Source organism: Actinopolyspora sp. BKK2, from assembly GCF_011291845.1.
In the GTDB taxonomy this organism is placed as follows: domain Bacteria; phylum Actinomycetota; class Actinomycetes; order Mycobacteriales; family Pseudonocardiaceae; genus Actinopolyspora; species Actinopolyspora saharensis.
Genome location: NZ_JAANTE010000001.1, coordinates 431,898 through 452,052, shown reverse-complemented (window position 1 = coordinate 452,052; position 20,155 = coordinate 431,898). Strand labels below are relative to the sequence as shown.

Here is a 20,155-nt window from a genome sequence, read left to right as displayed (position 1 = left end):
GGTCGTCGGACTCGGATCAGTCGCGCCTCCGGGGATCAGTCGCGCCTCCGGTGGGCCAGGTGCTCGGCGAGGCTCTGCCGGACGCACTCGGTGGTGTTGGAAAAGGACTCGGCCCTGCCGAACTCCGCCGACAGGTCCCGGACCTCGATCCGCCCGCTCGCCGCGGGGTCCGCCGTTCCCACCACGGCGAGCACGTCCACGCCGCGCTCTTCGGCCGCGCGGGTGACCCCGCCGACCACCTTGCCGGTGAAGGACTCCGGGTCGAGCTTGCCCTCCCCGGTGACCACCAGATCGGCGGAGTCCAGGGCGGTGCCCAGCCCGAGCTCCTCGGCGATGGTCCCGAAACCGGACACCGGACGGGCGCCCAGCGCGGCGAGTCCACCGGCCAGTCCACCGGCCGCCCCGCTGCCGGCGAGGCCGGTCACGTCGACGCCGAAGCGGTCCCGGTAGTGCGCGGCGAGCCGCTCCAGCCGTTCGGTCAGCCGGGCACGCTGGAGCGCGTTCGCACCCTTCTGGGGGCCGAACACCGCGGCGGCCTCGGTGAAAACGGTGTCCACATCGCAGCACAGGAGCACTTCGGGGTGGCCCGCTCGTCCGTCGAGCGGGGCGAAGTCCTCCAGCGCCTCGACGGCGCCGAGCCCCCCGTCCGTGGTGGCGGAACCACCCAGGCCGACCAGGACCCGGCCGGCCCCGGCCCGCAGGGCCGTGGCGATCAGCTCGCCCGTTCCCCGGGTGGTGGCCTCCTCCGGAGCGTTGTGCTCGGGGCCTCCGGCCAGCGCCAGCCCCGAGGCGGTGGCCATCTCGACCACGGCGCGACCGTCGGTGGTCAACCGCCATCCCGCCGCCACGTTCCCGTGGAGCGGTCCGGTGACCGTGGTTCGGCGGTTCGCCCCGCCGAACGCCTCCAGCGTGCCCTCCCCGCCGTCGGCCATCGGCAGCTCGACGCACTCCGCGCCGCGCGCGGTGGCCGCGCTCGCGACAGCGGCGGCGACATCACGGGCACTCGCCGAGCCGCGGAACTTGTCCGGGGCGGCCACTACGCGCATCCGTGCTTCCCTCCCGGGAGTGTCGGGGTTACCGGGGATGTACCAAGCGGCGGTACCTGTCGACGGTCGTTTCCACGACCTCGCGGGCCGGTCGCGACCACACGTCCTCGTTGAAGATCTCGACCTCCACGTCTCCGGAGTATCCGGTCCGGCGGACGGCGGTGTCGATCGGGGCGAAGTCGATGTGCCCGTCGCCCATCATGCCCCTGCCGAGCAGGACGTCGGCGGGCAGCGGGGTCAGCCAGTCGCACACCTGGTAGGAGGCGATGCGCGACCCGGCCCGTTCGATCTGCTCGAACAGGCGCGGGTCCCACCAGACGTGGAAGGTGTCGACCACGACTCCGACCTGTTCCACGGGGAACGGTTCGGCCAGCTCGAGGGCCTGGTCGAGGGTGGACAGCACGGCCCGGTCGGCGCAGTACATGGGGTGCAGCGGTTCGAGGGCCAGGCGCACGCCGTAGTGCTCGGCGAGGGGGGCCAGTTCCGCCAGCGCCTCGGCGACCCCGCGGCGTGCCGCCGCCAGGTCCTTCGAGCCCTCGGGGAGGCCGCCCACGACCAGCACCAGGCACGGGGCCTCGAGCTCGGCCGCCTCCTCGAGGGCCCGCCGGTTCTCCGCGATCGCCTCGCGGCGGCGCTCGGGGGTGTCGGCGGTGAGGAACCCGCCCCGGCACAGCGAGGAGACCCGCAACCCCGCCGATTTCACCAGGCGGGCTGCTTCGCGCACGCCGACTTCGTGGACGGGCTCGCGCCAGAGCCCCACGGCGGGCACGCCCGCTGTCAGGCACTCGTCGACGACCTCGGGCAGCGAGCTGTTGTTCAGCGTCTTCTGGTTGAGGGAGAGGTCGGCGGGTGTGGTGTTTCCGTCGGTCAACGAGGTACCCCCGCAACGTCGAGCAGTTGCCGCATTCGCGTCGCGGCCAGTTCCGGGTCGGGGAACAGGCCGGCCCGGTCGGCCAGCCGGAAGGTCTCGGCGAGGTGGGGGATGCTGCGTCCGCTCTGCAGCCCACCGACCATGGTGAAGCCGGGCTGGTGCCCGCTGAGCCACGACAGGAAGGCGATTCCGGTCTTGTAGTAGTAGGTGGGCGTGGAGAACAGGTGCCTGGCCAGCGGCACCGTCGGGGCCAGCACCTCGTCGAAGGTGGTCTCGTCCCCGTTGTCCAGCGCGCGCAGCGCGGCGGAGGCCGCGGGGGCGATCGCGGCGAACACCCCGAGCAGCGCGTCGCTGTGGCTCCCGCCCTCGCCCTTGATCAGGCGCGGGTAGTTGAAGTCGTCGCCGGTGTACAGGCGCACTCCCTCGGGAAGCCGGGAACGCAGCTGGATCTCGTGCTCGAGGTCCAGCAGCGAGACCTTGACCCCCTCGATCCGGTGGGCGTGCGCGTGCAGGATCTCCAGCAGCGTCTCGGTGGCCGCGGCGATGTCGGTCGAGCCCCAGTAGCCCTCCAGCGCGGGGTCGAAGGCCGGTCCGAGCCAGTGCAGGATCGCCGGGTGCTGCACCTCGGACAGCAGGCGGTCGTAGACCTTGTGGTAATCGGCGGCGTCGCGAGCCCCGGCGGCGAGCTGCCTGCTCGCCATCAGGATCACCCGCGCGCCTGCCTGCTGGGTGACCTCGAGCTGCTCGGCGTAACCCGCGGTGATCTCGTCCGGATCGGTGACATCGGCGGGCAGGTGGTCCGTTCCGACGCCTGCCGCGACGCGTCCGCCGACCTCGGCGGCTTCGGCGGCGCTGCGGTGGATCAGCTCGCGGGTGGCGGCCCAGTCCAGTCCCATGCCGCGTTGTGCGGTGTCCATGGCCTCGGCGACTCCGAGGCCGTGGCTCCAGAGGTGCCTGCGGAAGGCCATCGTGGACTCCCAGTCGACCTCGGCGGGGGATCCCGGCGCGTTGGTGCCGCAGGGGTCGCCGACGACGTGGGCGGCCGCGTAGGCGACGCGGCTCTCGGGTGGGGTGGACTCGGTCAGGCGGGGGATCGGTTCGCTCATGCGGTGGGTGTTGAGCGAACCGTCCGCATCGGGCAGTTGGATGGTGTGCGACACGGAAACCTCGAAAACGTCGGAAAGCGTTTTCCGGAGCTTAGGTGGCAGGGTAGCGTGAACGCAAGAAAACAGCGGGAGCTTTCCCGGAGAGGTTCCCGCCGAGCAGGTAGCATCGGAGCGCTTCGAGTTGAGACGTCCAACAGGAATCCGTTCGGCTCGGGGCTGTGCGTCCCCCGAGCGGGGCGCGTGACTCCGGTGCTGGGGGCGGACGCCTTGCGGGCGTCGCTCCCACGGGCCGGGTAACCGGCCATCCGGACGGAGTTCTGCTACGAGTCCCCAGGGAGGACTGATGCCGCGCGGTTCCGGCAAGGTGAATCTGGTCGACGTGGCGCGCCAGGCCGGTGTGTCGTTGGCGACCGCGTCGCGGGTTCTCAACGGAAGTACCCGCAGCGTCGGGACCGACCTGCGGGAACGCGTCCGGCAGGCCGCGGCCAGACTGGACTACTCGCCGAGTGCGCCCGCACAGGCCATGGCCCGGGGCGGAACGGACGTCGTGGGTCTGGTGGTTCCCGACATCGCCGATCCGTACTTCTCGACGATCGCCGCCAGCATCGTCCGCACCGCCGAACCCCACGGTCTGATCATCAACCTGTCCACGACCGAGCGTCGCTTCGAGCGCGAGGCCGAGTACGTGGCCTCGCTGCGCAGGCAGCAGGCGCGCGGCATCGTCCTCGTCGGCAGCAGAACCACCAACCACGAGGACCTGGAGTCGTTGCGCGCGGAGGTCGAGGCCTACACGGCCGCGGGCGGGCGGGCCGCCGCCATCGGACAGCACAAGCTGCCCGCCGACACGGTGGTGGTGGAGAACCGCGCCGGGGCGAGCGCGCTGGCCGAGAAGCTCGTGGAGCTGGGCTATCGCGAGTTCGCGGTCCTGGCCGGCCCCACCGACCTGATCACGGCGCGGGACAGGCTGGCCGGATTCCGGCAGGGGCTGCGCGATAGGGGGATCGAGCTGCCGCGCCGGAACGTGCTCAACGGTGCTTTCACCCGGGACGGGGGCCACGCGGCGGCCCAGGAGCTGCTCGACCGGGGCGGCGGTGTGGAGTGCGTGTTCGCGGTCAACGACGTCATGGCGGTGGGCGCCCTGTCCGCGTTCCGCGAGCGGGGGGTGCGCCTGCCCGAGGAGCTGGCCGTGGCCGGTTTCGACGACATCGCCAGTCTGCGGGACGTGTGGCCCTCGTTGACGACGGTGCGCATTCCGCTGGAACGCCTCGGGGAGGAGGCGCTCGGTTTCCTGCTCGACGAGCCCGCCGACCGGGCGAGGGTGCGTCGTTTCCGGGGAGAGGTGGTCGTGCGGGCCAGCACGCCGGGGATCGGCTGAGCGCCGGGCCGTCTCGGCGCGGCGCGCGCAGGACCGCCGTGGAGCGGGGCTGCCGTCCGGTGGGCGTCGTCTCGGCTTCCGGGCCGCAGCCCCTCCGCGGTGCCGTCGGGATCAGCTCACCAGCCTTTCTCCGCTTCCGGCGTCGAACAGGTGGATCTCGTCGAGATCGCGCACGGCCACGTTCACGGTCTCGCCCGGTGTGGGCGGCTTGCGGCCGTCCCCGCGGATGATCAGCGGGTCCTTGTGCGCACCCGAGACCGTCCGACCGTGTATCAGGCAGTCAGCCCCCAGCTCCTCGACGAGTTCCACCTGCAGCGGCAGGCTGTTCTCCGCGGAGGAGACCAGGTGCAGCGACTCGGGGCGGATGCCGATGGTGATCTCGGAGTCGTCGGACGGTCCGGAGGTCGCCGAGCGGGGAACCGGGATGGAGACCTCGTCCAGTTCCGCTCCTTCCGGGGTCAGCGGCACCGTGCGGAGGTTCATCGCGGGCGAGCCGATGAACCCGGCCACGAAGGAGTTGGCCGGGCGTTCGTAGAGCTCCCGCGGGGTTTCGCACTGCTGCAGGACCCCGTCGGCGAGGACGGCGACCCGGTGTCCCATGGTCATGGCTTCCACCTGGTCGTGGGTGACGTAGATGGTCGTGGTGCCGAGCCGACGTTGCAGCGAGGCGATGTTGGCCCGGGTCTCCACCCGCAGTTTGGCGTCCAGGTTGGACAGGGGCTCGTCCATGAGGAACACCGACGGTTCGCGGACGATGGCGCGCCCCATGGCCACGCGTTGGCGCTGTCCCCCGGACAGCGCTTTCGGCTTGCGGTCGAGGTAGCCGGTCAGGTCCAGCAGTTCGGCCGCCTCCTCCACCCGGCGCCGCACCTCCTGCTTGGGAATGCGGCGCAGTTTCAGGGCGAAGCCCATGTTCTCGGCCACGGTCATGTGGGGGTACAGCGCGTAGGACTGGAACACCATCGCGATGTCCCTGGACTTCGGCGGCATCGTGGTCACGTCCACGTCACCGATCCGCACGCCGCCCTCGTCGATCTCCTCCAGACCGGCGAGCATGCGCAGCGCGGTCGACTTGCCCGAGCCGGAGGGGCCGACCAGAACCAGGAACTCCCCGTCCTCGACCGTCAGGTCCAGACCGTCGACCGCGCGGACGGGTGGGGTCCCGCCGAAAACCCGCGCGGCCTTGTTGTACGCGACCTGTGCCATCGTTCCTCCTTCTGAGGTTTTTGCCGTTCGTTCAGTTGTTCGAGGTCGGTCTCCTGCTGCGCTGCCGGCCTCGAGCGGCCCCCGGGCGGGTGGTGCTCGCCCGGGGGCCGCCGAGTGATCCCCCTGGCGATCGGGTCAACGAGCGCCGGTCACCTGTCGATGCGTTCCAGCGGGATCCGCTGTCCACTCGCGGAGGAACGCAGCCCGGCTTCGGCGAGCTGGATCCCCCTGGCTCCGGCGAAGAAGTCGTAGCGGTGCTTCGTCCCGCCGACCACGTCCCGCAGGAACTGCTCCCACTGGGCCTTGAACCCGTTGTCGAACTCCGCGTTGTCGGGAACCTCGGACCACTGGTCGCGGAAGGGCTCGGTGACGGGCTGATCCGGGTTCCACACCGGTTTCGGGGTCATGGTGCGGTGCTGCAACCTGCACCCGCGCAATCCGGCCACCGCGCTTCCCTCGGTGCCGTCGACCTGGAACTCGACCAGTTCGTCGCGGTTGACCCGCACCGCCCACGAGGAGTTGATCTGGGCTATCGCCCCGTCTTCGAGCTCGAAGATTCCGTAGGCCGCGTCATCGGCGGTGGCCTCGTAGGGCCGGCCCTGCTCGTCCCAGCGCCGGGGGACGTGCGTGGTGGCCTTGGCCGTGACCGAATCGACCCGCCCGAACAGGTTCTCCAGCACGTAGTGCCAGTGGCAGAACATGTCGGACACGATCCCGCCGCCGTCCTCGGAGCGGTAGTTCCAGCTGGGGCGTTGGGCGGACTGCCAGTCCCCTTCGAAGACCCAGTATCCGAACTCGCCTCGCACGGACAGCACGCGACCGAAGAACCCGCCTTCCAGCAGGCGGTGCAGCTTCAGCAGACCGGGCAGGAACAGCTTGTCGTGCACCACGCCGTGGCACACTCCGGCGCCCTCGGCCAGCCGGGCCAGTTCGAGGGCCTGTTCCGCGGTTTCCGAGACCGGTTTTTCGGAGTAGACGTGCTTGCCCGCTTCCACGGCCGAGCGAATCGCCTTCTGCCGGGCCGCGGTGATCTGGGAGTCGAAGTACACGTCCACGGAATCGTCGGAGAGCACGGTGTCCGGTTCCGTGCTCCACTCGGAGATGTCGTGCCGGCGCGCTATTTCCGCGAGCTTCTCGGGCCTGCGGCCGATCAGCACGGGTTCCACGGTCACCCGGTCGCCCCCGGCGGTTTCGACGCCTCCCTGATCCCGGATGGCCAGCACGGACCTGAGCAGGTGCTGGCGGTACCCCATTCGTCCCGTGACTCCGTTGAGCGCGATGCGCAGCGTTTTCGTGGTCATGCGAACAGTGCCTCGATTTCGACAGTGCTGTTTCTCGGTCGGGACTCCCGCGCGGCGAAGCGCGTTCGCACGCAGGGGAGTCCGGCGTGCTTTTCGGTTTTTCCGCGCCCGGTTCACCCGGAGCGGGAACTCGTGCTGCGGCTCAACCCGGTGAGCTCTCCGAGCCACGGCGGGGTCTGCGCTCCTCGACGGCCGCGGCGGCCAGGCTGAGCGGGCCCAGGATCAGCACTGCCAGCACGGGCAGCATCCACACGCACAGGGCGGACACGGCCACGGCCCCGAACAGCAGCAGGCTGCCGACGGGGTCGGTGGCGGTGGTGCGGGAGGCCGTGGTCAGCGCCGCGCGCCAGTCGTGCTCGGACTCGGGCAGGGCCACGGCGCGCAGTCCGATCGGAACCAGTGCCAACGCCACGAGCAGGAGAATCACCGTGACGAATTCCTGCCCGGGGAAACCGTTGCTCGTGCGCGTCAGCAACAGGTCGAGCGCCAGCAGTGCTCCCGTGCTCAGCGCGAGCACTCCCGCGGTGAGGTCGGGCAGGGCTCGTTCGCCGCGCAGTCTCCGGAGGAACTGGCGCGCGTACCCGAGCCCTCCGGGGCCACGCCCTCCCCGGGACCGCTCCCGCAGTTGCCCGCAGGCCGTGGAGACCGCGGCGGGGGCGGTGACCACGGGCAGCGAGGCCAGCGTGGTGGCCACCCCGATGCCCAGCATGTCGGCGAACAGTTCGAAGCTCGGTCCGAACGGGCCGCGGTGTTCCTTCGGCTGTGATGTGGCGGTCATCGAAAGAGCTCACCCCTTCACGCCGGAACTGGCCATGCCCTGGACGAGGAATCGTTGGAAGGCCATGAAGAACAGCACGATGGGCAGCAGGGCGATCACCGACATGGCGAACATCGGACCGTAGGCCGACTGGCTGGATGTGTCCACGAAGGACCGCAGTGCCAGGGTGATGGTGAACTTCTCCGGCTCGAACAGGTAGATCAGCTGCAGGAAGAAGTCGTTCCACGTCCAGATGAAGGTGAAGATGGCCGTGGTGATCAGCGCGGGCCTGCTCAGCGGCAGGATGATCCGGAAGAACGTGCGGAAGGGGCCGCACCCGTCGAGCGTGGCGGCCTCGTCGAGCTCCTTGGGGATCCCGCGCATGAACTGGACGGTCAGGAAGACGAAGAACGCGTCGGTGGCGAGGAACTTCGGCAGGACCAGTGGCCAGAAGGTGTTCACCAGCCCGAGCTGGTTGAACACGATGTACTGGGGGATCAGTATCGCGTGCTGCGGGAGCATGATCGTGGCCAGCATCAGCGCGAACAGCGGTCCCCGCAGCGTGAAGCGCAGGCGGGCGAACGCGTAGGCGGCCAGGGAGCAGCTGAGCACGTTGCCCAGCACGGAACCGACGGAGATGATCAGCGAGTTGCCGATCAGCCTGAGGACGCTGACCCCGCCGACGCCCTCCAGGGCCGTGGCGTAGTTGCCCAGCTCGAGCCTGCTCGGCAGCAGGCGCAGGCTCGAGATCACCTCGTCGGCGGGTTTGAACGAGGTCGCGATCAGCCAGGCCAGCGGGTAGAGCATGACCAGCAGGACGGCCAGGCAGCCGACGTGCAGTCCGATGCGGCCCCAGTCGGGTCCGCGACCGGTGATAGATCCTCTGACGGCTACCATCGTCACCCCTTATCGTTGTAGAAGACCCAGGAGCGTGAACTGCGGAAGAGCAGCGCGGTCACGATGCCGATGACCACGAGCAGCACCCAGGCCATCGCCGAGGCGTATCCCATGTGCGATGCGGTGAATCCCCGGTCGTACAGGTAGAGCGTGTAGAACAGCGTCGAGTCCGCGGGGCCACCGCGGCCCCCGCTGACGGTGAAGGCGGGCGTGAAGACCTGGAAGGCCTGGATGGTCTGCAGCACCAGGTTGAAGAACAGCACCGGCGAGAGCATCGGCAGGGTCACCGCGCGGAAGCGCCGCAACCGTCCGGCACCGTCCACTTCGGCCGCTTCGTACAGCTCGCCCGGGATCTGCTGCAGCCCCGCGAGGAAGATGACCATGGGGGCGCCGAACTGCCAGATCGTCAGCAGGGCCACCACCAGCAGGGCCCAGCCCGGCTGGTTGACCCAGCCGCCCATGTTCACCCCGAACGAGGACAGCAGGTCGTCCACGGTGCCGCCGTCGTTGAACAGGGCGCGCCAGACCAGCGCGATGCTCATGCTCGCGCCGAGCAGCGAGGGGGCGTAGAAGGCCGAGCGGTAGAAGCCCTTGCCGCGTCCGATGGAGTTCAGCGCCAGGGCCGCGGCCAACGCGGCCGCGAGTTGCAGTGGCACGGCCACCACCACGTACACCAGGGTGTTCACCGCCGACCGCCAGTAGCGGGGATCCTCGGTGAACATGCGCACGTAGTTGTCCAGGCCCACCCACTCCGGGGCGGTGAACAGGTCGTACTTGGTGAACGACAGGTACAGCGAGGCCAGCATCGGGGTCAGCGTCAGCACCGCGGCCCCGAGCAGCCACGGTGAGAGGAAGACCCAGGCGGCGCCCTCGCGGTTTCGCTTCCGCCGCGTTGCCTGCTCTTCTCGGGGCGCACCCGCTGGTTGTTCGATCCCCCGGGGCATGCTCGGCTTCTTCTGGTCAGGGGCTTCGACGTTCATTGCTGCAACTCCGATCTCACGCTGGTGAGGAACTGCTCGGCCATCCGCCGCGGCGATCGGAGTTCGAAGCCCACGTGGTCGTAGTCGCGTTGGAAGGTCGTCTGCAGCGCGAGGTCACCGGCGGGGGGAGCGCTCGGCGGGTCGAGCAGTTTGCCCTCGAGACGCTGCTGGAAGTCGGCGATCCGCTTGTCCAGGCCGCTCAGGGAGGGGGTGATGTCGGCACGGATGTCCTGGTTGACCGGCATTCCGCGGCTCACCCCGAGAACGTCGCCCGCGGCCGGATCGTTGATCAGGAAGTCCACGAGCTGGGAGGCTTCCTCCGGGTGGGGGCTGTTGGCGGAGACGCCGACGAGCATCGAGGGCTTGAAGTACTGCCCCGGTGTGCCGTCCGGACCGGAGGGCAACGGGGCGAGCCGCAGGCTGTCACCGATCAGGGCCTGGAAGCCGCCGACGGCGGAGTCCCAGGTGATGCCGGAGGCGGCGTTGCCGCGGCCGAACGGCATGTTCGCCGCCGAGCCGTCTATCTGCGTCGTCTGGCGAGCCGGGCTGACCGCGCCCTGCTGGCTGAGCCCGTTGGTGAAGCTCCAGAACTTGGCGAGATCGTTCTCGGTGAAGCCGAGCTCGCCGCTGTCGGTGTAGAGGCTCTTGCCCCTGCCGCGCAGCCACACCTCGAACCAGTCCTCGCTCCATCCCGGATCGGTGGAGCCGGCCTGGTCGGTGTTCTCGTTGAGCTTGCGCATGGCCGCGCTCCAGTCCTGCCACGTCCAGTCGAAACGCGGTTCGGACACGCCGGCGCGCTGCCACGCGGCGGAGTCGTAGACCAGCACCTGCGAGGTGCGTCCCATCGGGATCGCGTACTGCGTTCCGCGGACCTGTCCGGTGCGCAGCATGCCCGAGTCCACCTCCTCGGTGCTCACCTCGGGGCGGTCCCCGAGCGGGAGCAGCAGCCCGGAGGAGGCGTACTGGCTGATCTGCCGGTAGTCCAGCTGCATCACGTCGGGGGCGTTGCCCCCGGCGGCCTGGGTGGCCAGCTTCTGGATGTAGGAGTTGTAGCTGGAGAACGAGGTCTGCACCTCGATGTTCGGGTGGCGCTGCTCGAAGAGGTCGACGGCCTCGTTGGTGGCGGCGGCCCTGTCGGCGTTGCCCCACCAGCTGAACTGCAACTCGACCTTGCCGCCGGTGGATCCGCTCGTCCCCGCGCCGCAGCCCGCCAGCAGGCCGCACAGCGTCAGCACCGCGAAGGTCAGCGCCGAGACCTTGATCCCGGTGCGGGGCGGAGTCGGTGACTTCTGGGGCTTGTCCGGCATCACTCGCCTCCGTAGGGAAGGGTCGCACCGGGGATCTCGTACTCGTCGCGCAGCCCGCACACGCCGTACCCGTCCCGTCGGGACGGGTGGGCCAGGCAGACCTCGGAGCTCTCCAGGTCGGCGGGATCGCCTTCGGCCAGGCGGTCCAGGCGGGCACCGGTGTGCTCGGCGGCGGCCAGCGCGCCGTGCCGCCACAGCTTCCTCCAGTGGTCCACCTTGGGCGCCACCAGTCGCGCGGCCGCCCGGTGGAACTCGCGCAGCGGCCCGGCATCGTCCGCGCGCAGCGCCTCGCGCAGGGTCAGGTACCCGGACACGGCCAGGTCCCTGCGTCGCTGAGCGGCGGCTCGTTTCTCCTGCTCGTCGGCCTGGCGCGGGATGCTCGCGGCGGCGGCGTAGGAGTCCGGCTCGGCGAGCACCTCGGGCGGGAAGGTGAACACCGCGTCGCCTGCCTCGGGCAGGCCGCTGTTCTGCATCAGCACCGTGACCCGCAGGTCCTCGTGCTGCACCATCCGGTGCACCGTGCCGGGGGCGAACCAGGCCACGGCACCGGGCTCGAGCTCGTGCTCGCGGTATCCATCCGTGCTCAGCGTCTGCACCGCACCGCGGCCGTGGGTGACCACGTAGGCCTCGGTGCAGGCCAGGTGCACGTGCGGGCTACCACCGGCGAGTCCGTCCTCGGTCGGCCAGTCGTAGGAACGCACGTGTGAGAGCCCGATCGATCCCGGGAGGGAAAGGCCGGGGGATTCGGTCATGACGGTCTCCTACCAGGGATGTTCGTCGAGAGTCCTGTCGATTCGTTCGTGGTCCAGCGCGCCGTCGGCGATCAGGATTCGGTAGGTGTACTCGAAGCTCTCCCCGGCGGGGAGTTCGAATTCCTCGAAGAAGGCCCAGGAGATCGCCACGGCCGGTGTGGGGTCCGAACGCACGAACCAGTGCGATTCGTGCACGGACTCGGAGTTGCTCGGGCCGTGCTCGAACACGACGGTGGAGTGGCCGTCGACTTCGTCGTGCTCGCCCGTGAAGGCCAGCCAGCGCCCCTGGGCACCCATCATCGCGTCGGCCCCGGTGGCGCCGGGCCCGCGCACCGTGCCGCCGGTGAACTCCCGCGGGCCGCGCCAGTGCAGCCCCGTGTAGCCGGCCATCTCGCGGCCCTCGGTCGTGGGGCTGCCGAAGCGCAGCGGCTCGGCGCAGGTGTTGGTCAGCCGGATGGACCAGTCCAGCGCCCAGGTGCCGTTGGCCGGGTTCACGGAGTGCGCGCGCAGCCCGCGCCGCTCGAAGGCCCACGGGTCGCCGCCGTTGTTCAGCCAGCGCAGGTTCTCGACGAAGCGCAGTTCGTCCGGGTCCACGTCGAAGGCCTCGAAACCCTCGTGGCGCATGGAGCCGACCCGCTCGGGCAGAGCGAGGTAGCCCTCACCGCGCACGTAGGTGTTCCCGCCCCAGAAGTTCTGCCCGGACACGTGGCTGGCGGTCATCTGCAGCCCCTTGTGCCAGCGGTGGTCGTTGGGCCGGTAGCCGGTCACCGCGTTGCCGGCGAGGGTGCGCAGGGGGTGCAGGTAGGGTTTCCTGGACTCGAACTCGACCGGATCCGGTTTGTACACGTAGGTCATGAGCTCGGTGTGCTCGGATTCGACGGTGATGCTCTCGCCGTGCCGGTGCGTCACCGTGATGGGATGACTCATGTGGTGCTCGCCTTTCCCCGTCGAGTCAGTTTCTCCGGGTGTCCGCCGTGGATCACCGTGTAGTGGGGGTCGTCCGGGTCGATCTCCGTGGCGGAGACCGCGCGGCCGGTGGCCGCCGACTTGTAGAGCGCGGTGAGCAGTTCGAGCACGCGGCGTCCGTCCCGCCCGCTGCAGGGGGGTCGCTTTCCCGCGCGCATCGCGGTGACCAGCTCGCGCAGCATCCAGCGGTGCGAGCTCGGTTCGTCGCGTTCGGGGGTGCGCCAGCGGGCGATCCGCTCCTGGTCGGTGACGTGCGGGGCCGGGGTGTAGTGCCAGTTCTCGTTGCCGTGCCCGTAGAGGTGGATCAGGTCGAGCGTGGCCTCCGAGCAGTCCAGGCGGATCCGGCTGGACTCGTCCGGGGAGAGCACGCTGTTGACGATGGTGGCCAGCGCCCCGGAGGAGAACCGCACCAGCGCGGTGGAGACGTCCTCGGTGTCGATGTCGTGCTGCAGGCGTCCGGTCATGGCCTGCACTTCCGTCCACGGCCCGAGCAGGTGCAGCAGCAGGTCGATCTGGTGGATGCCGTGTCCCATCGCCGGGCCACCGCCTTCGGTCTCCCACTTGCCGCGCCAGGGCACGGAGAAGTACCGGGAGTCGCGGTACCAGGTGGTCTGGCAGTGCGCGACCAGCGGAGTGCCGAGTTCACCGCTGGACAGCAGCGTGCTCGCGTGCTCGGCTCCCGAGCCGAAGCGCTGTTGGAAGACGAAGGAGGCGTAGGGCCCGTTCGTGCCTTCCGCGTCGACCATCTCGTCGTAGCCGGCCAGGGAGAGGCAGGGAGGTTTCTCGCACCACACCCAGGCGCCGGCCCGCAACGCCTGCTTGACCTGTTCCACGTGGAGGGCGGGCGGGGTGCACACGGACACGAGATCCGGTTTCTCGGTGTTGAGCATCTCGTGCAGGTCGGTGTAGCCCCGCATCGTCGGGTTCCCCGCGCGGAAGGTCTCCAGGCGCGCCGGGTCGACGTCGACCGCGGCGACGAGGTCGATCTCGTCGTGTTCGGACAGTGCGGACAGGTGGTGTGTCGCCACGGCGCCGGTTCCGATGACGGCGGCGCGGAGGCGAGTGTTCGCGGGGGACGTGGCTTTCTCCTCTCGTGTGCGTCGAGACGCCCTTCGCCTCGAACGAAACGTTGGAAAGCGCTTTCTCGTGCGGGAGACATTAACCCGCTTGTAACGCTCGCCACAAGAGGAGTTCGCGGGTTGCTTCGCGCTCGGGAGCAAGTGCTCGGCAGCGCTTCGGGGTCGTGCTGGTGAGCGGGTCGGTGGGCAGCGGTGGCCCGCTCCGGTGCCGCGCCGGTGTTTCCACCCGGATAAGGCGCGGTTGCGGTGGGGTTTCCCGGAGAGAACGCGGGATGCGGAGATCGTTCGCCGCGGAGGGGGAGGTTATTCCTCCGGGGTGGCAGCGGCGTAGTAACCCCTGATGTGGGCGGCCACGCGCTCACCGGCAAGGTCCGCGGTGCCGTCGCGCACGGCGGCGGCGATCGCCCTGTGCTCGGCGCGCAGCCGGTTCGCGGTGTCCTCCCAGGAGTCCAGCGCGGCCGCGATCCGCCCGGTGTAGGTTTCGATCGAGTCCCGCAGTCCGCTCATCATCGCGGTCACCACCTGGTTGCCCGCCGCTCGCGTCAGCGCGAGGTGGAACTGCGCGTCGAGCACGAGGAACTCCTGCCGGGACAGCTCGGGGGCGTCCATCGCGTCGAGCAGTCCGTCGACCTCGGACAGGTCCACCGGTTCGGTCCGGGCGGCCAGTTCGGACACCGAGGAGGTCTCCAGGATCACCCTGGTGCGGACCACGTCCGGAACCGGGAAACCCCGCCCGGCCACCTGCAGACGCATCAGGGCGCTCATCCCACCGGTCGGGCGGGTGAGGATGATCGCTCCCGCCTCCGGGCCGGACCCGGTCTGCGCGCGCAGCACTCCCAGCGCCTCCAGCACGCGCATCGCCTCGCGCACCGAGGAGCGCCCGACGTTGAGCTCGCCCGCCAGGGCGCGTTCGCCGGGGATCCGCTGTCCGGGGGTGAGCCTGCCGTCGAGCAGGTCGGACTCGATGCGTGCGAGCACTCGTTCCCAAGCGCGCGGAGCGGCGGTGGCCATGCGGCCGAGTCTAGCGGTGTCGCCGCGCGGTCTCCCGCTGCTCGCGCCCGTTCGAGCGAGCACACTCGGAAGTCGGGTAATCGATCTCCGAAAGGGGACTTCACGGCCGGGTGACGGTGACCTAGTGTGGTCAGACCACAGAGGGAAGGAAGGAAATGCGCGTCGCACTGTTCGCCACGTGTCTGGGCGATACCCTGTTCCCGGACGCGGTCAAGGCCACGGCGGTCCTGCTCACCAGGCTCGGGCAGGAAGTGGTGTTCCCGCCCGGTCAGACCTGCTGTGGGCAGATGCACGTCAACACCGGCTACCAGGCCGACGCGTTGCCGCTGGTGCGCAACTACACCGCGGACTTCGCCGACGAGTCGGTCGACGCCGTGGTCGCCCCCTCCGGTTCCTGCGTGGGGTCGATCCGCCACCAGCACGAGATCGTGGCCGAGCGCTACGGGGACCCGTCCCTGCGCGAGCGGGTGGAGCGGGCCTGCGCCAAGACCTACGAGCTGTCCGAGTTCCTCGTCGACGTGCTGGGAGTCACCGATGTCGGAGCGCGTTTCCCCCACCGGGTGACCTACCACCCGACGTGCCACTCGCTGCGGATGCTGCGGGTCGGGGACAAGCCGCTGCGGCTGCTCGAGCAGGTGCGCGAGATCGAGCTGGTCGAACTGCCCCGGGCCGAGGAGTGCTGCGGTTTCGGCGGGACCTTCGCGCTCAAGAACTCCGAGACCTCCACGGCGATGCTCTCGGACAAGATGCGCGCGGTGACCACCACCGGCGCGGAGTTCTGCAGCGCGGGCGATGCGTCCTGCCTGATGCACATCGACGGTGGGCTCTCCCGGCTGCGCACCGGGATCGGCACGGTGCACCTGGCCGAGATCCTGGCGTCCACCGAGCAGCGGGATCGTTCGCGAGAGGAGGTTTCGGTATGAGCAGCGCGTTCCTCGGGGTTCCCACCCCGCCGCCCCGGGCCCCGCACGCCACCGGGCACCTGCGCGGTGACCAGTCCTTCCCGGAGGCGGCACACACCGCGCTGGACGACACGCAGCAGCGGCGCAACCTCGGCAAGGCCACCACGACGATCCGGGGCAAGCGCAACCAGATGGTCGACGAGCTGCCCGACTGGGAGGAGCTGCGTTCGGCCGGCTCGGCGCTCAAGGCCGATGTGCTGGCCCGGCTCCCCGAGCTGCTCGAGCGGTTCGAGCGCGAGGTGACCGAGCGCGGGGGAGTGGTGCACTGGGCCCGCGACGCCGACGAGGCCAACGAGATCGTCACCCGGCTGGTCGTGGACAAGGGGTCGGACGAGGTCCTGAAGGTGAAGTCGATGGCCACCCAGGAGATCGGACTCAACGAGCACCTCGAGTCGACGGGGATAGCGCCCGTGGAGACCGACCTGGCCGAGTTGATCGTCCAGCTGGGCGCCGACCGGCCCTCGCACATCCTGGTGCCGGCCATTCACCGCAACCGCGCGGAGATCCGCGACATCTTCCTGCGCGAGATGCCGGGGGTGGACCCGAACCTGGACGACGACCCGGAGCGGTTGGCCGAGGAGGCCCGCAAGTACCTGCGCTCGAAGTTCATGAGCACGCGGGTGGCGATCTCGGGGGCGAACTTCGGGGTGGCCGACACGGGCACGCTGAGCGTGGTCGAGTCCGAGGGCAACGGCCGGATGTGCCTGACCATGCCGGAAACGCTCATCACGGTGATGGGCATCGAGAAGCTCGTGCCGAGCTTCACCGACCTCGAGGTGTTCCTCCAGCTGCTGCCGCGCTCGTCCACGGGGGAGCGGATGAACCCCTACACCTCGATGTGGACCGGGGTGACCGAGGGGGACGGCCCGGAGGAGTTCCACCTGGTGCTGCTGGACAACGGGCGCAGCGCCACCCTGGCCGACGGGGTGGGGCGCGAGGCGTTGCAGTGCATCCGGTGCTCGGCCTGCCTGAACGTGTGCCCTGTGTACGAGCGCACCGGTGGCAAGGCCTACGGCTCGACCTATCCGGGGCCGATCGGCGCGGTGCTCACTCCGCAGTTGGCGGGGATGCACGAGTCGCGGGACGATCCGAACGCCTCCCTGCCGTACGCGTCGAGCCTGTGCGGGGCGTGCTACGACGTGTGCCCGGTCAAGATCGACATTCCCTCGTTGCTGGTGGAGCTGCGCCACCAGCACGTGGAGCAGAGCCGCTACAGCGCCGAGGCCGCGATGATGCGGGCGTCCTCGCTGGCCATGTCCTCGGCCAAGCGGTTCACCAAGGCCCAGCGCGCCTCCCGGCTGGGGCGGGTGCTCGGGGGGTCGGACGGGCGGATCAGCGCGCTGCCGCCGCCGTTGAACGCCTGGACCTCGGCGCGTGATCTGCCCGCGCCCCCGAAGCGGACGTTCCGCGAGTGGTGGAATTCGGAGGACGGCCGGGAAGCGGTCCGAGCCGCCCGTCGTGAGGCCGAGCGAGGTGAGTCGTGAACGCGCGTGACGTCGTGTTGGGCCGGGTGCGGGACGCGCTGGCCGCCGCTCCCCCGGAGCCGGTCACCGTTCCCCGCGAGTACCGGGGGCGGCGTGAGTTGCCCGACGAGCAGCGGTTGGAGCTGCTCGTGGACCGGCTCGGCGAGTACCGGGCCGATGTGTACCGGTGTTCGGTGGCCGAGACCGCGACCACGGTCGCCGAGGCGCTCGGGGACGCGCGGCTGGTCGCGGTGCCCGGTGGGTTGGACGGTTCCTGGCTGGAGGAGTTCACCGGCCGGGTGGAGGTCGACTCGGGGGAGTCGCCGGTCCGGTGGCTGGAGGACGTGGACGGGGTGGTGACCTCCTCGGCGGTGACGTGCGCCGAGACCGGCACCGTCTTCCTGGACGCGTCGGCCGCTCAGGGCAGGCGGGCGCTGACCCTGGTGCCGGATCTGCACGTGTGCGTGGTGGACCTGTCCTCCGTGGTCGTCGGTGTCCCCGAGGCGGTGGGCAGGCTCGACCCCGTGCGGCCGACGACCATGATCAGCGGCCCTTCGGCGACCTCGGACATCGAGCTGGACCGGGTCGAGGGGGTGCACGGTCCGCGCACGCTGCGCGTGGTGGTGCGGGTGGACGGCTGAACCGGGAGGGGCGAAGACTGCGCGGCCCGGCGGCCTCACTCCCGTGGTGGTTCGCCGGGGCCGCTGCTCGCGGGAAGCCCGCTGGCGAGCTCGTCCACCCGCGCGCGCATCCGGCTCGCCCGCGGGTGGGCGGACAGGCGGTACAGCCGCTCGGCCTCCCTCCAGTGCCGCAGGGCCGTGGTGATCTCGCCGCGCCGGGTCGCGAGCTCGCCGAGCTCGCCGAGGACATCGGCCTGGTAGGCGGGTGAGCCGGACTCGCGCATCACCGTCAGCGCCTCGGTCAGGCACGTCTCGGCAGCGGCGAGCTCCCCGCGGCGGATGTGGAGGTCGCCCCGGTCGGTGAGGGCTCTGGCGCGTCCACGGTGGTCGGAGAGCTCGGTCAGCAGCGCGAGCGCCCGGTCCAGGTTGATCGCTGCTTCGCCGTGGTTGCCCGTTTCCGCGAGCAGGGTGCCGATACGTCGGCAGCGCAGGGCGATGCCGCGCCGGTTGCCGGTGTTCTCGTCCAGCCGCAGGGCGCGGCGGAAGTAGCGCAGGGAGAGCTCGTGGTCACCGCGGCCCCGGGCCGCCTTCGCGAGCTGGGACAGCGCCGTGGAGATGCCGGAGCGGTCGAGGCAGGTCTCGGCCAGGCGCAGCGCCGGGGTGCACAGTTCGAGCACCGCGTCGAACTGCTCCAGGTCGAGGTGGGCGAAGCCGAGCTGGCAGCGCAGGCGCGCCTCGGCGCGGTGGTGGCCGAGTCGGGCGGCCGCCCGGATGCCGAGGTGGTGCGAGTCGATCCAGTCGCGGTAGTGCTTGCGGTGCAGGAAGAAGCCCCACATGGCCTCGCACAGCTGCCAGACCACCTCGTGGTGGCCGGTCCGGTGGGCCTCGGTGAGCACGGCCGCGAGGTTGGCGCGTTCGCGGTCGAACCAGTCGAGGGCCTCGGTCGCGCCGGACCAGGTGGTGCGGTGCGCGGCCTGCCGCGCGTGGTGCGCGGCGATTCGGTGGCGCTGCGGCGTGATGACCAGGTCGGCGGCGACCGCGCGGGCGAGGTACCAGTGCAGCGCCCGCCGCAGGGTCTGGGCCCGCGACGCTGGGGTGTCGAGGTGCTCGCCGGTCGTGCGCGCGTGGGCGCGGACGAGGTCGGGGAAGCGGTGGCGCCGGTCGGTTCCCCGGAGCAGCCGGGCTCGGCGCAGTTCTGCCAGGGCGGTCGCGTGATCGCCCTCGCCGTCCTCGCCTGCCTCGTCGGTCTCGGCCAGGTGTCGTGCCAGTTCGCGGGGCAGGTCGGGGCCCGGGTGCTGGGCCAGGCGCCGGTAGAGCGTCGCGGCCCGGGCGGACAGGCCGCGGTAGCAGGAGTCGATGACGGCCGACACCGCCGGTTCCGCGGTGGTGGGGGCGGTGCCTCGGCCTCGCTGGTCGCGCAGCCACGTGGCCGCGTGCTGCAGTGTCCACTGCGGGCGCTCTGCCAGGTGTGCCGAGCACAGCTCCAGTGCCAGGGGAGCTGTGCCGCACAGCTCGGCCAGCTCCCGCGCGCTGTCGGGTTCGGCCGCGGTGCGCTCGCTGCCGAGGAGTCCGGACAGCGCGCGCAGAGCGCTCCGCTCGTCGAGCGGGGCGACGTCCAGCAAGCGCGCCCCGTCCAGGGCCAGGCCTGCCGGTCGCATCCGGCTGGTGACCAGCAGGGCGCCGGTGGCGGAGTTCGGCAGCAGCGGGCGCACCTGCGCGGCGGAGACGGCGTCGTCGACGAGGACGACCAGGGATTTTCCCGAGGTCAGCGAGCGGTATCGACTCAGTCGCCCGCCTACGCCCAGCGGGACCTCCTCGGCGGGCACGCCCAGGGAGCGCAGCAGGTGGCCGAGGAGGTCGGCCGCCGAGCGCGGGGTGTCCACGTCGGGGGAGCTGCCCTCGACGAAGAGCTGCCCGTCGGGGAAGCGGGCGTGCTGCCGGTGCAGCCAGTGCAGCGCCAGGGCGGTCTTGCCGATGCCCGCGGGGCCGCTGATGGAGATGAGCGCGGATTGCTCGGTGGGGTCCCGCAGCAGTGCGTCCAGTTCGGCCTGTTCCGCGTCCCGGCCCACGAGCGGGTGGGGCGGTGGGGGAAGTTGCCGGGGCGTGGGCGACGTGCCGAGGCAGTGCTCGGGCAGGTGCGGTCCGTGGTGGACGGTCTCTGGCCGGAGCGCGTTGTCCGGCACCGGCCCGGCGGGTTCGTCGTCCGTGGTGGACGGGCCGGGGTCTGCGGTGTGGTTGGTGCGGTGAGCCGGTGTGCTCTCGCCTGGCACTGCTGCTGTCCCCTGAGTTCGCGGCACTACCGACTCCCGCCATGCGATCAGTGAAACGTTCCCGACGGATTCGCCGTTCGCCCCGTTCGTGGGTAGTACTGCTCGCGCGAGCGGACAAGCACTTCGTCCGGCGCGTCCGGAATCGGGGCGGCCGTCGTGGGACTCGCGGCGGTCGCGGTGACCGGT

General features: G+C 70.7%; 17 protein-coding genes and 1 pseudogene. 4 read left to right on the top strand and 14 right to left on the bottom strand.

The features are described from left to right. Window positions 1–35 precede the first annotated feature (35 nt). The 3 genes from G9Q41_RS02120 to G9Q41_RS02110 are packed head-to-tail and all read right to left on the bottom strand — an operon-like array spanning window position 36 to window position 3,077. On the bottom strand, window positions 36–1,046 hold the full coding sequence (locus tag G9Q41_RS02120) for a glycerate kinase (protein ID WP_165631468.1): 1,011 nt from the start codon (window positions 1,044–1,046) through the stop codon (window positions 36–38). Between the two features lie 28 nt (window positions 1,047–1,074). Beyond that, window positions 1,075–1,917, bottom strand: a complete 843-nt coding sequence (locus G9Q41_RS02115) for a sugar phosphate isomerase/epimerase family protein (RefSeq protein WP_092521358.1) — start codon at window positions 1,915–1,917, stop codon at window positions 1,075–1,077. Beyond that, entirely contained in the window at window positions 1,914–3,077 is a 1,164-nt protein-coding gene (locus G9Q41_RS02110; RefSeq protein ID WP_165631469.1) for a dihydrodipicolinate synthase family protein, read from the bottom strand. Before G9Q41_RS02110 ends, G9Q41_RS02115 begins: the two co-directional genes overlap by 4 nt. A gap of 289 nt (window positions 3,078–3,366) precedes the next feature. On the opposite strand from G9Q41_RS02110, the gene G9Q41_RS02105 reads away from it, so the two are divergent. Then, window positions 3,367–4,398 carry a LacI family DNA-binding transcriptional regulator gene (locus G9Q41_RS02105; protein ID WP_092521362.1) on the top strand — a complete coding sequence of 344 codons (1,032 nt, stop codon included), beginning with the start codon at window positions 3,367–3,369 and terminating at the stop codon, window positions 4,396–4,398. Between the two features lie 111 nt (window positions 4,399–4,509). Here the strand turns inward: G9Q41_RS02105 and ugpC are convergent, their stop codons facing one another. The 10 genes and pseudogenes from ugpC to G9Q41_RS02055 all read right to left on the bottom strand — a co-directional run bounded on the left by ugpC (window position 4,510) and on the right by G9Q41_RS02055 (window position 14,654). Beyond that, window positions 4,510–5,604: a sn-glycerol-3-phosphate ABC transporter ATP-binding protein UgpC gene (ugpC, locus tag G9Q41_RS02100; RefSeq protein WP_092521364.1), complete on the bottom strand. Its 1,095-nt coding sequence runs from the start codon at window positions 5,602–5,604 to the stop codon at window positions 4,510–4,512. Between the two features lie 149 nt (window positions 5,605–5,753). Continuing rightward, window positions 5,754–6,905: a Gfo/Idh/MocA family oxidoreductase gene (locus tag G9Q41_RS02095; RefSeq protein ID WP_092521366.1), complete on the bottom strand. Its 1,152-nt coding sequence runs from the start codon at window positions 6,903–6,905 to the stop codon at window positions 5,754–5,756. Window positions 6,906–7,047: 142 nt separating this feature from the next. Then, complete coding sequence (locus tag G9Q41_RS02090; RefSeq protein ID WP_092521368.1) at window positions 7,048–7,683, bottom strand: hypothetical protein; 636 nt, start codon at window positions 7,681–7,683, stop codon at window positions 7,048–7,050. Window positions 7,684–7,692: 9 nt separating this feature from the next. Next, the gene (locus G9Q41_RS02085; protein WP_092521370.1) at window positions 7,693–8,559 is read right to left on the bottom strand and encodes a carbohydrate ABC transporter permease; all 867 of its coding nucleotides are present in this window, start codon (window positions 8,557–8,559) and stop codon (window positions 7,693–7,695) included. Window positions 8,560–8,561: 2 nt separating this feature from the next. Next, window positions 8,562–9,503 (bottom strand): sugar ABC transporter permease, encoded by a 942-nt coding sequence (locus G9Q41_RS02080; RefSeq protein ID WP_165631703.1) that lies wholly within the window; start codon window positions 9,501–9,503, stop codon window positions 8,562–8,564. 32 nt (window positions 9,504–9,535) lie between these two features. Next, window positions 9,536–10,846: an ABC transporter substrate-binding protein gene (locus G9Q41_RS02075; RefSeq protein WP_165631470.1), complete on the bottom strand. Its 1,311-nt coding sequence runs from the start codon at window positions 10,844–10,846 to the stop codon at window positions 9,536–9,538. Beyond that, a complete protein-coding gene (locus tag G9Q41_RS02070) occupies window positions 10,846–11,598 on the bottom strand; it encodes a cupin (protein ID WP_165631471.1) in 753 nt (250 codons plus the stop codon). The genes G9Q41_RS02075 and G9Q41_RS02070 overlap by 1 nt, the downstream gene beginning before the upstream one ends. A gap of 9 nt (window positions 11,599–11,607) precedes the next feature. Further along, the gene (locus G9Q41_RS02065) at window positions 11,608–12,525 is read right to left on the bottom strand and encodes a PmoA family protein (RefSeq protein ID WP_165631472.1); all 918 of its coding nucleotides are present in this window, start codon (window positions 12,523–12,525) and stop codon (window positions 11,608–11,610) included. Next, window positions 12,522–13,625: pseudogene (locus tag G9Q41_RS02060) on the bottom strand (Gfo/Idh/MocA family oxidoreductase); the annotation flags it as partial. The gene G9Q41_RS02065 and the pseudogene G9Q41_RS02060, both read right to left, overlap by 4 nt. Window positions 13,626–13,946: 321 nt before the next feature. Continuing rightward, on the bottom strand, window positions 13,947–14,654 hold the full coding sequence (locus G9Q41_RS02055) for an FCD domain-containing protein (protein ID WP_092521377.1): 708 nt from the start codon (window positions 14,652–14,654) through the stop codon (window positions 13,947–13,949). Between the two features lie 155 nt (window positions 14,655–14,809). Here G9Q41_RS02055 and G9Q41_RS02050 point away from each other — a divergent pair, with 155 nt between their 5' ends. From G9Q41_RS02050 to G9Q41_RS02040, 3 genes are read left to right on the top strand one after another with little or no spacing between them, the layout of a single operon-like run. Continuing rightward, window positions 14,810–15,577, top strand: coding sequence for a (Fe-S)-binding protein (locus G9Q41_RS02050; protein WP_165631473.1), 768 nt, complete (start codon window positions 14,810–14,812; stop codon window positions 15,575–15,577). Next, window positions 15,574–17,100, top strand: a complete 1,527-nt coding sequence (locus tag G9Q41_RS02045) for a LutB/LldF family L-lactate oxidation iron-sulfur protein (RefSeq protein WP_092521381.1) — start codon at window positions 15,574–15,576, stop codon at window positions 17,098–17,100. Before G9Q41_RS02050 ends, G9Q41_RS02045 begins: the two co-directional genes overlap by 4 nt. Further along, window positions 17,097–17,720, top strand: coding sequence for an LUD domain-containing protein (locus G9Q41_RS02040; RefSeq protein WP_092521383.1), 624 nt, complete (start codon window positions 17,097–17,099; stop codon window positions 17,718–17,720). Before G9Q41_RS02045 ends, G9Q41_RS02040 begins: the two co-directional genes overlap by 4 nt. A 35-nt stretch (window positions 17,721–17,755) precedes the next feature. Here the strand turns inward: G9Q41_RS02040 and G9Q41_RS02035 are convergent, their stop codons facing one another. Next, a complete protein-coding gene (locus G9Q41_RS02035) occupies window positions 17,756–19,969 on the bottom strand; it encodes a tetratricopeptide repeat protein (RefSeq protein WP_165631474.1) in 2,214 nt (737 codons plus the stop codon). Window positions 19,970–20,155 lie beyond the last annotated feature (186 nt).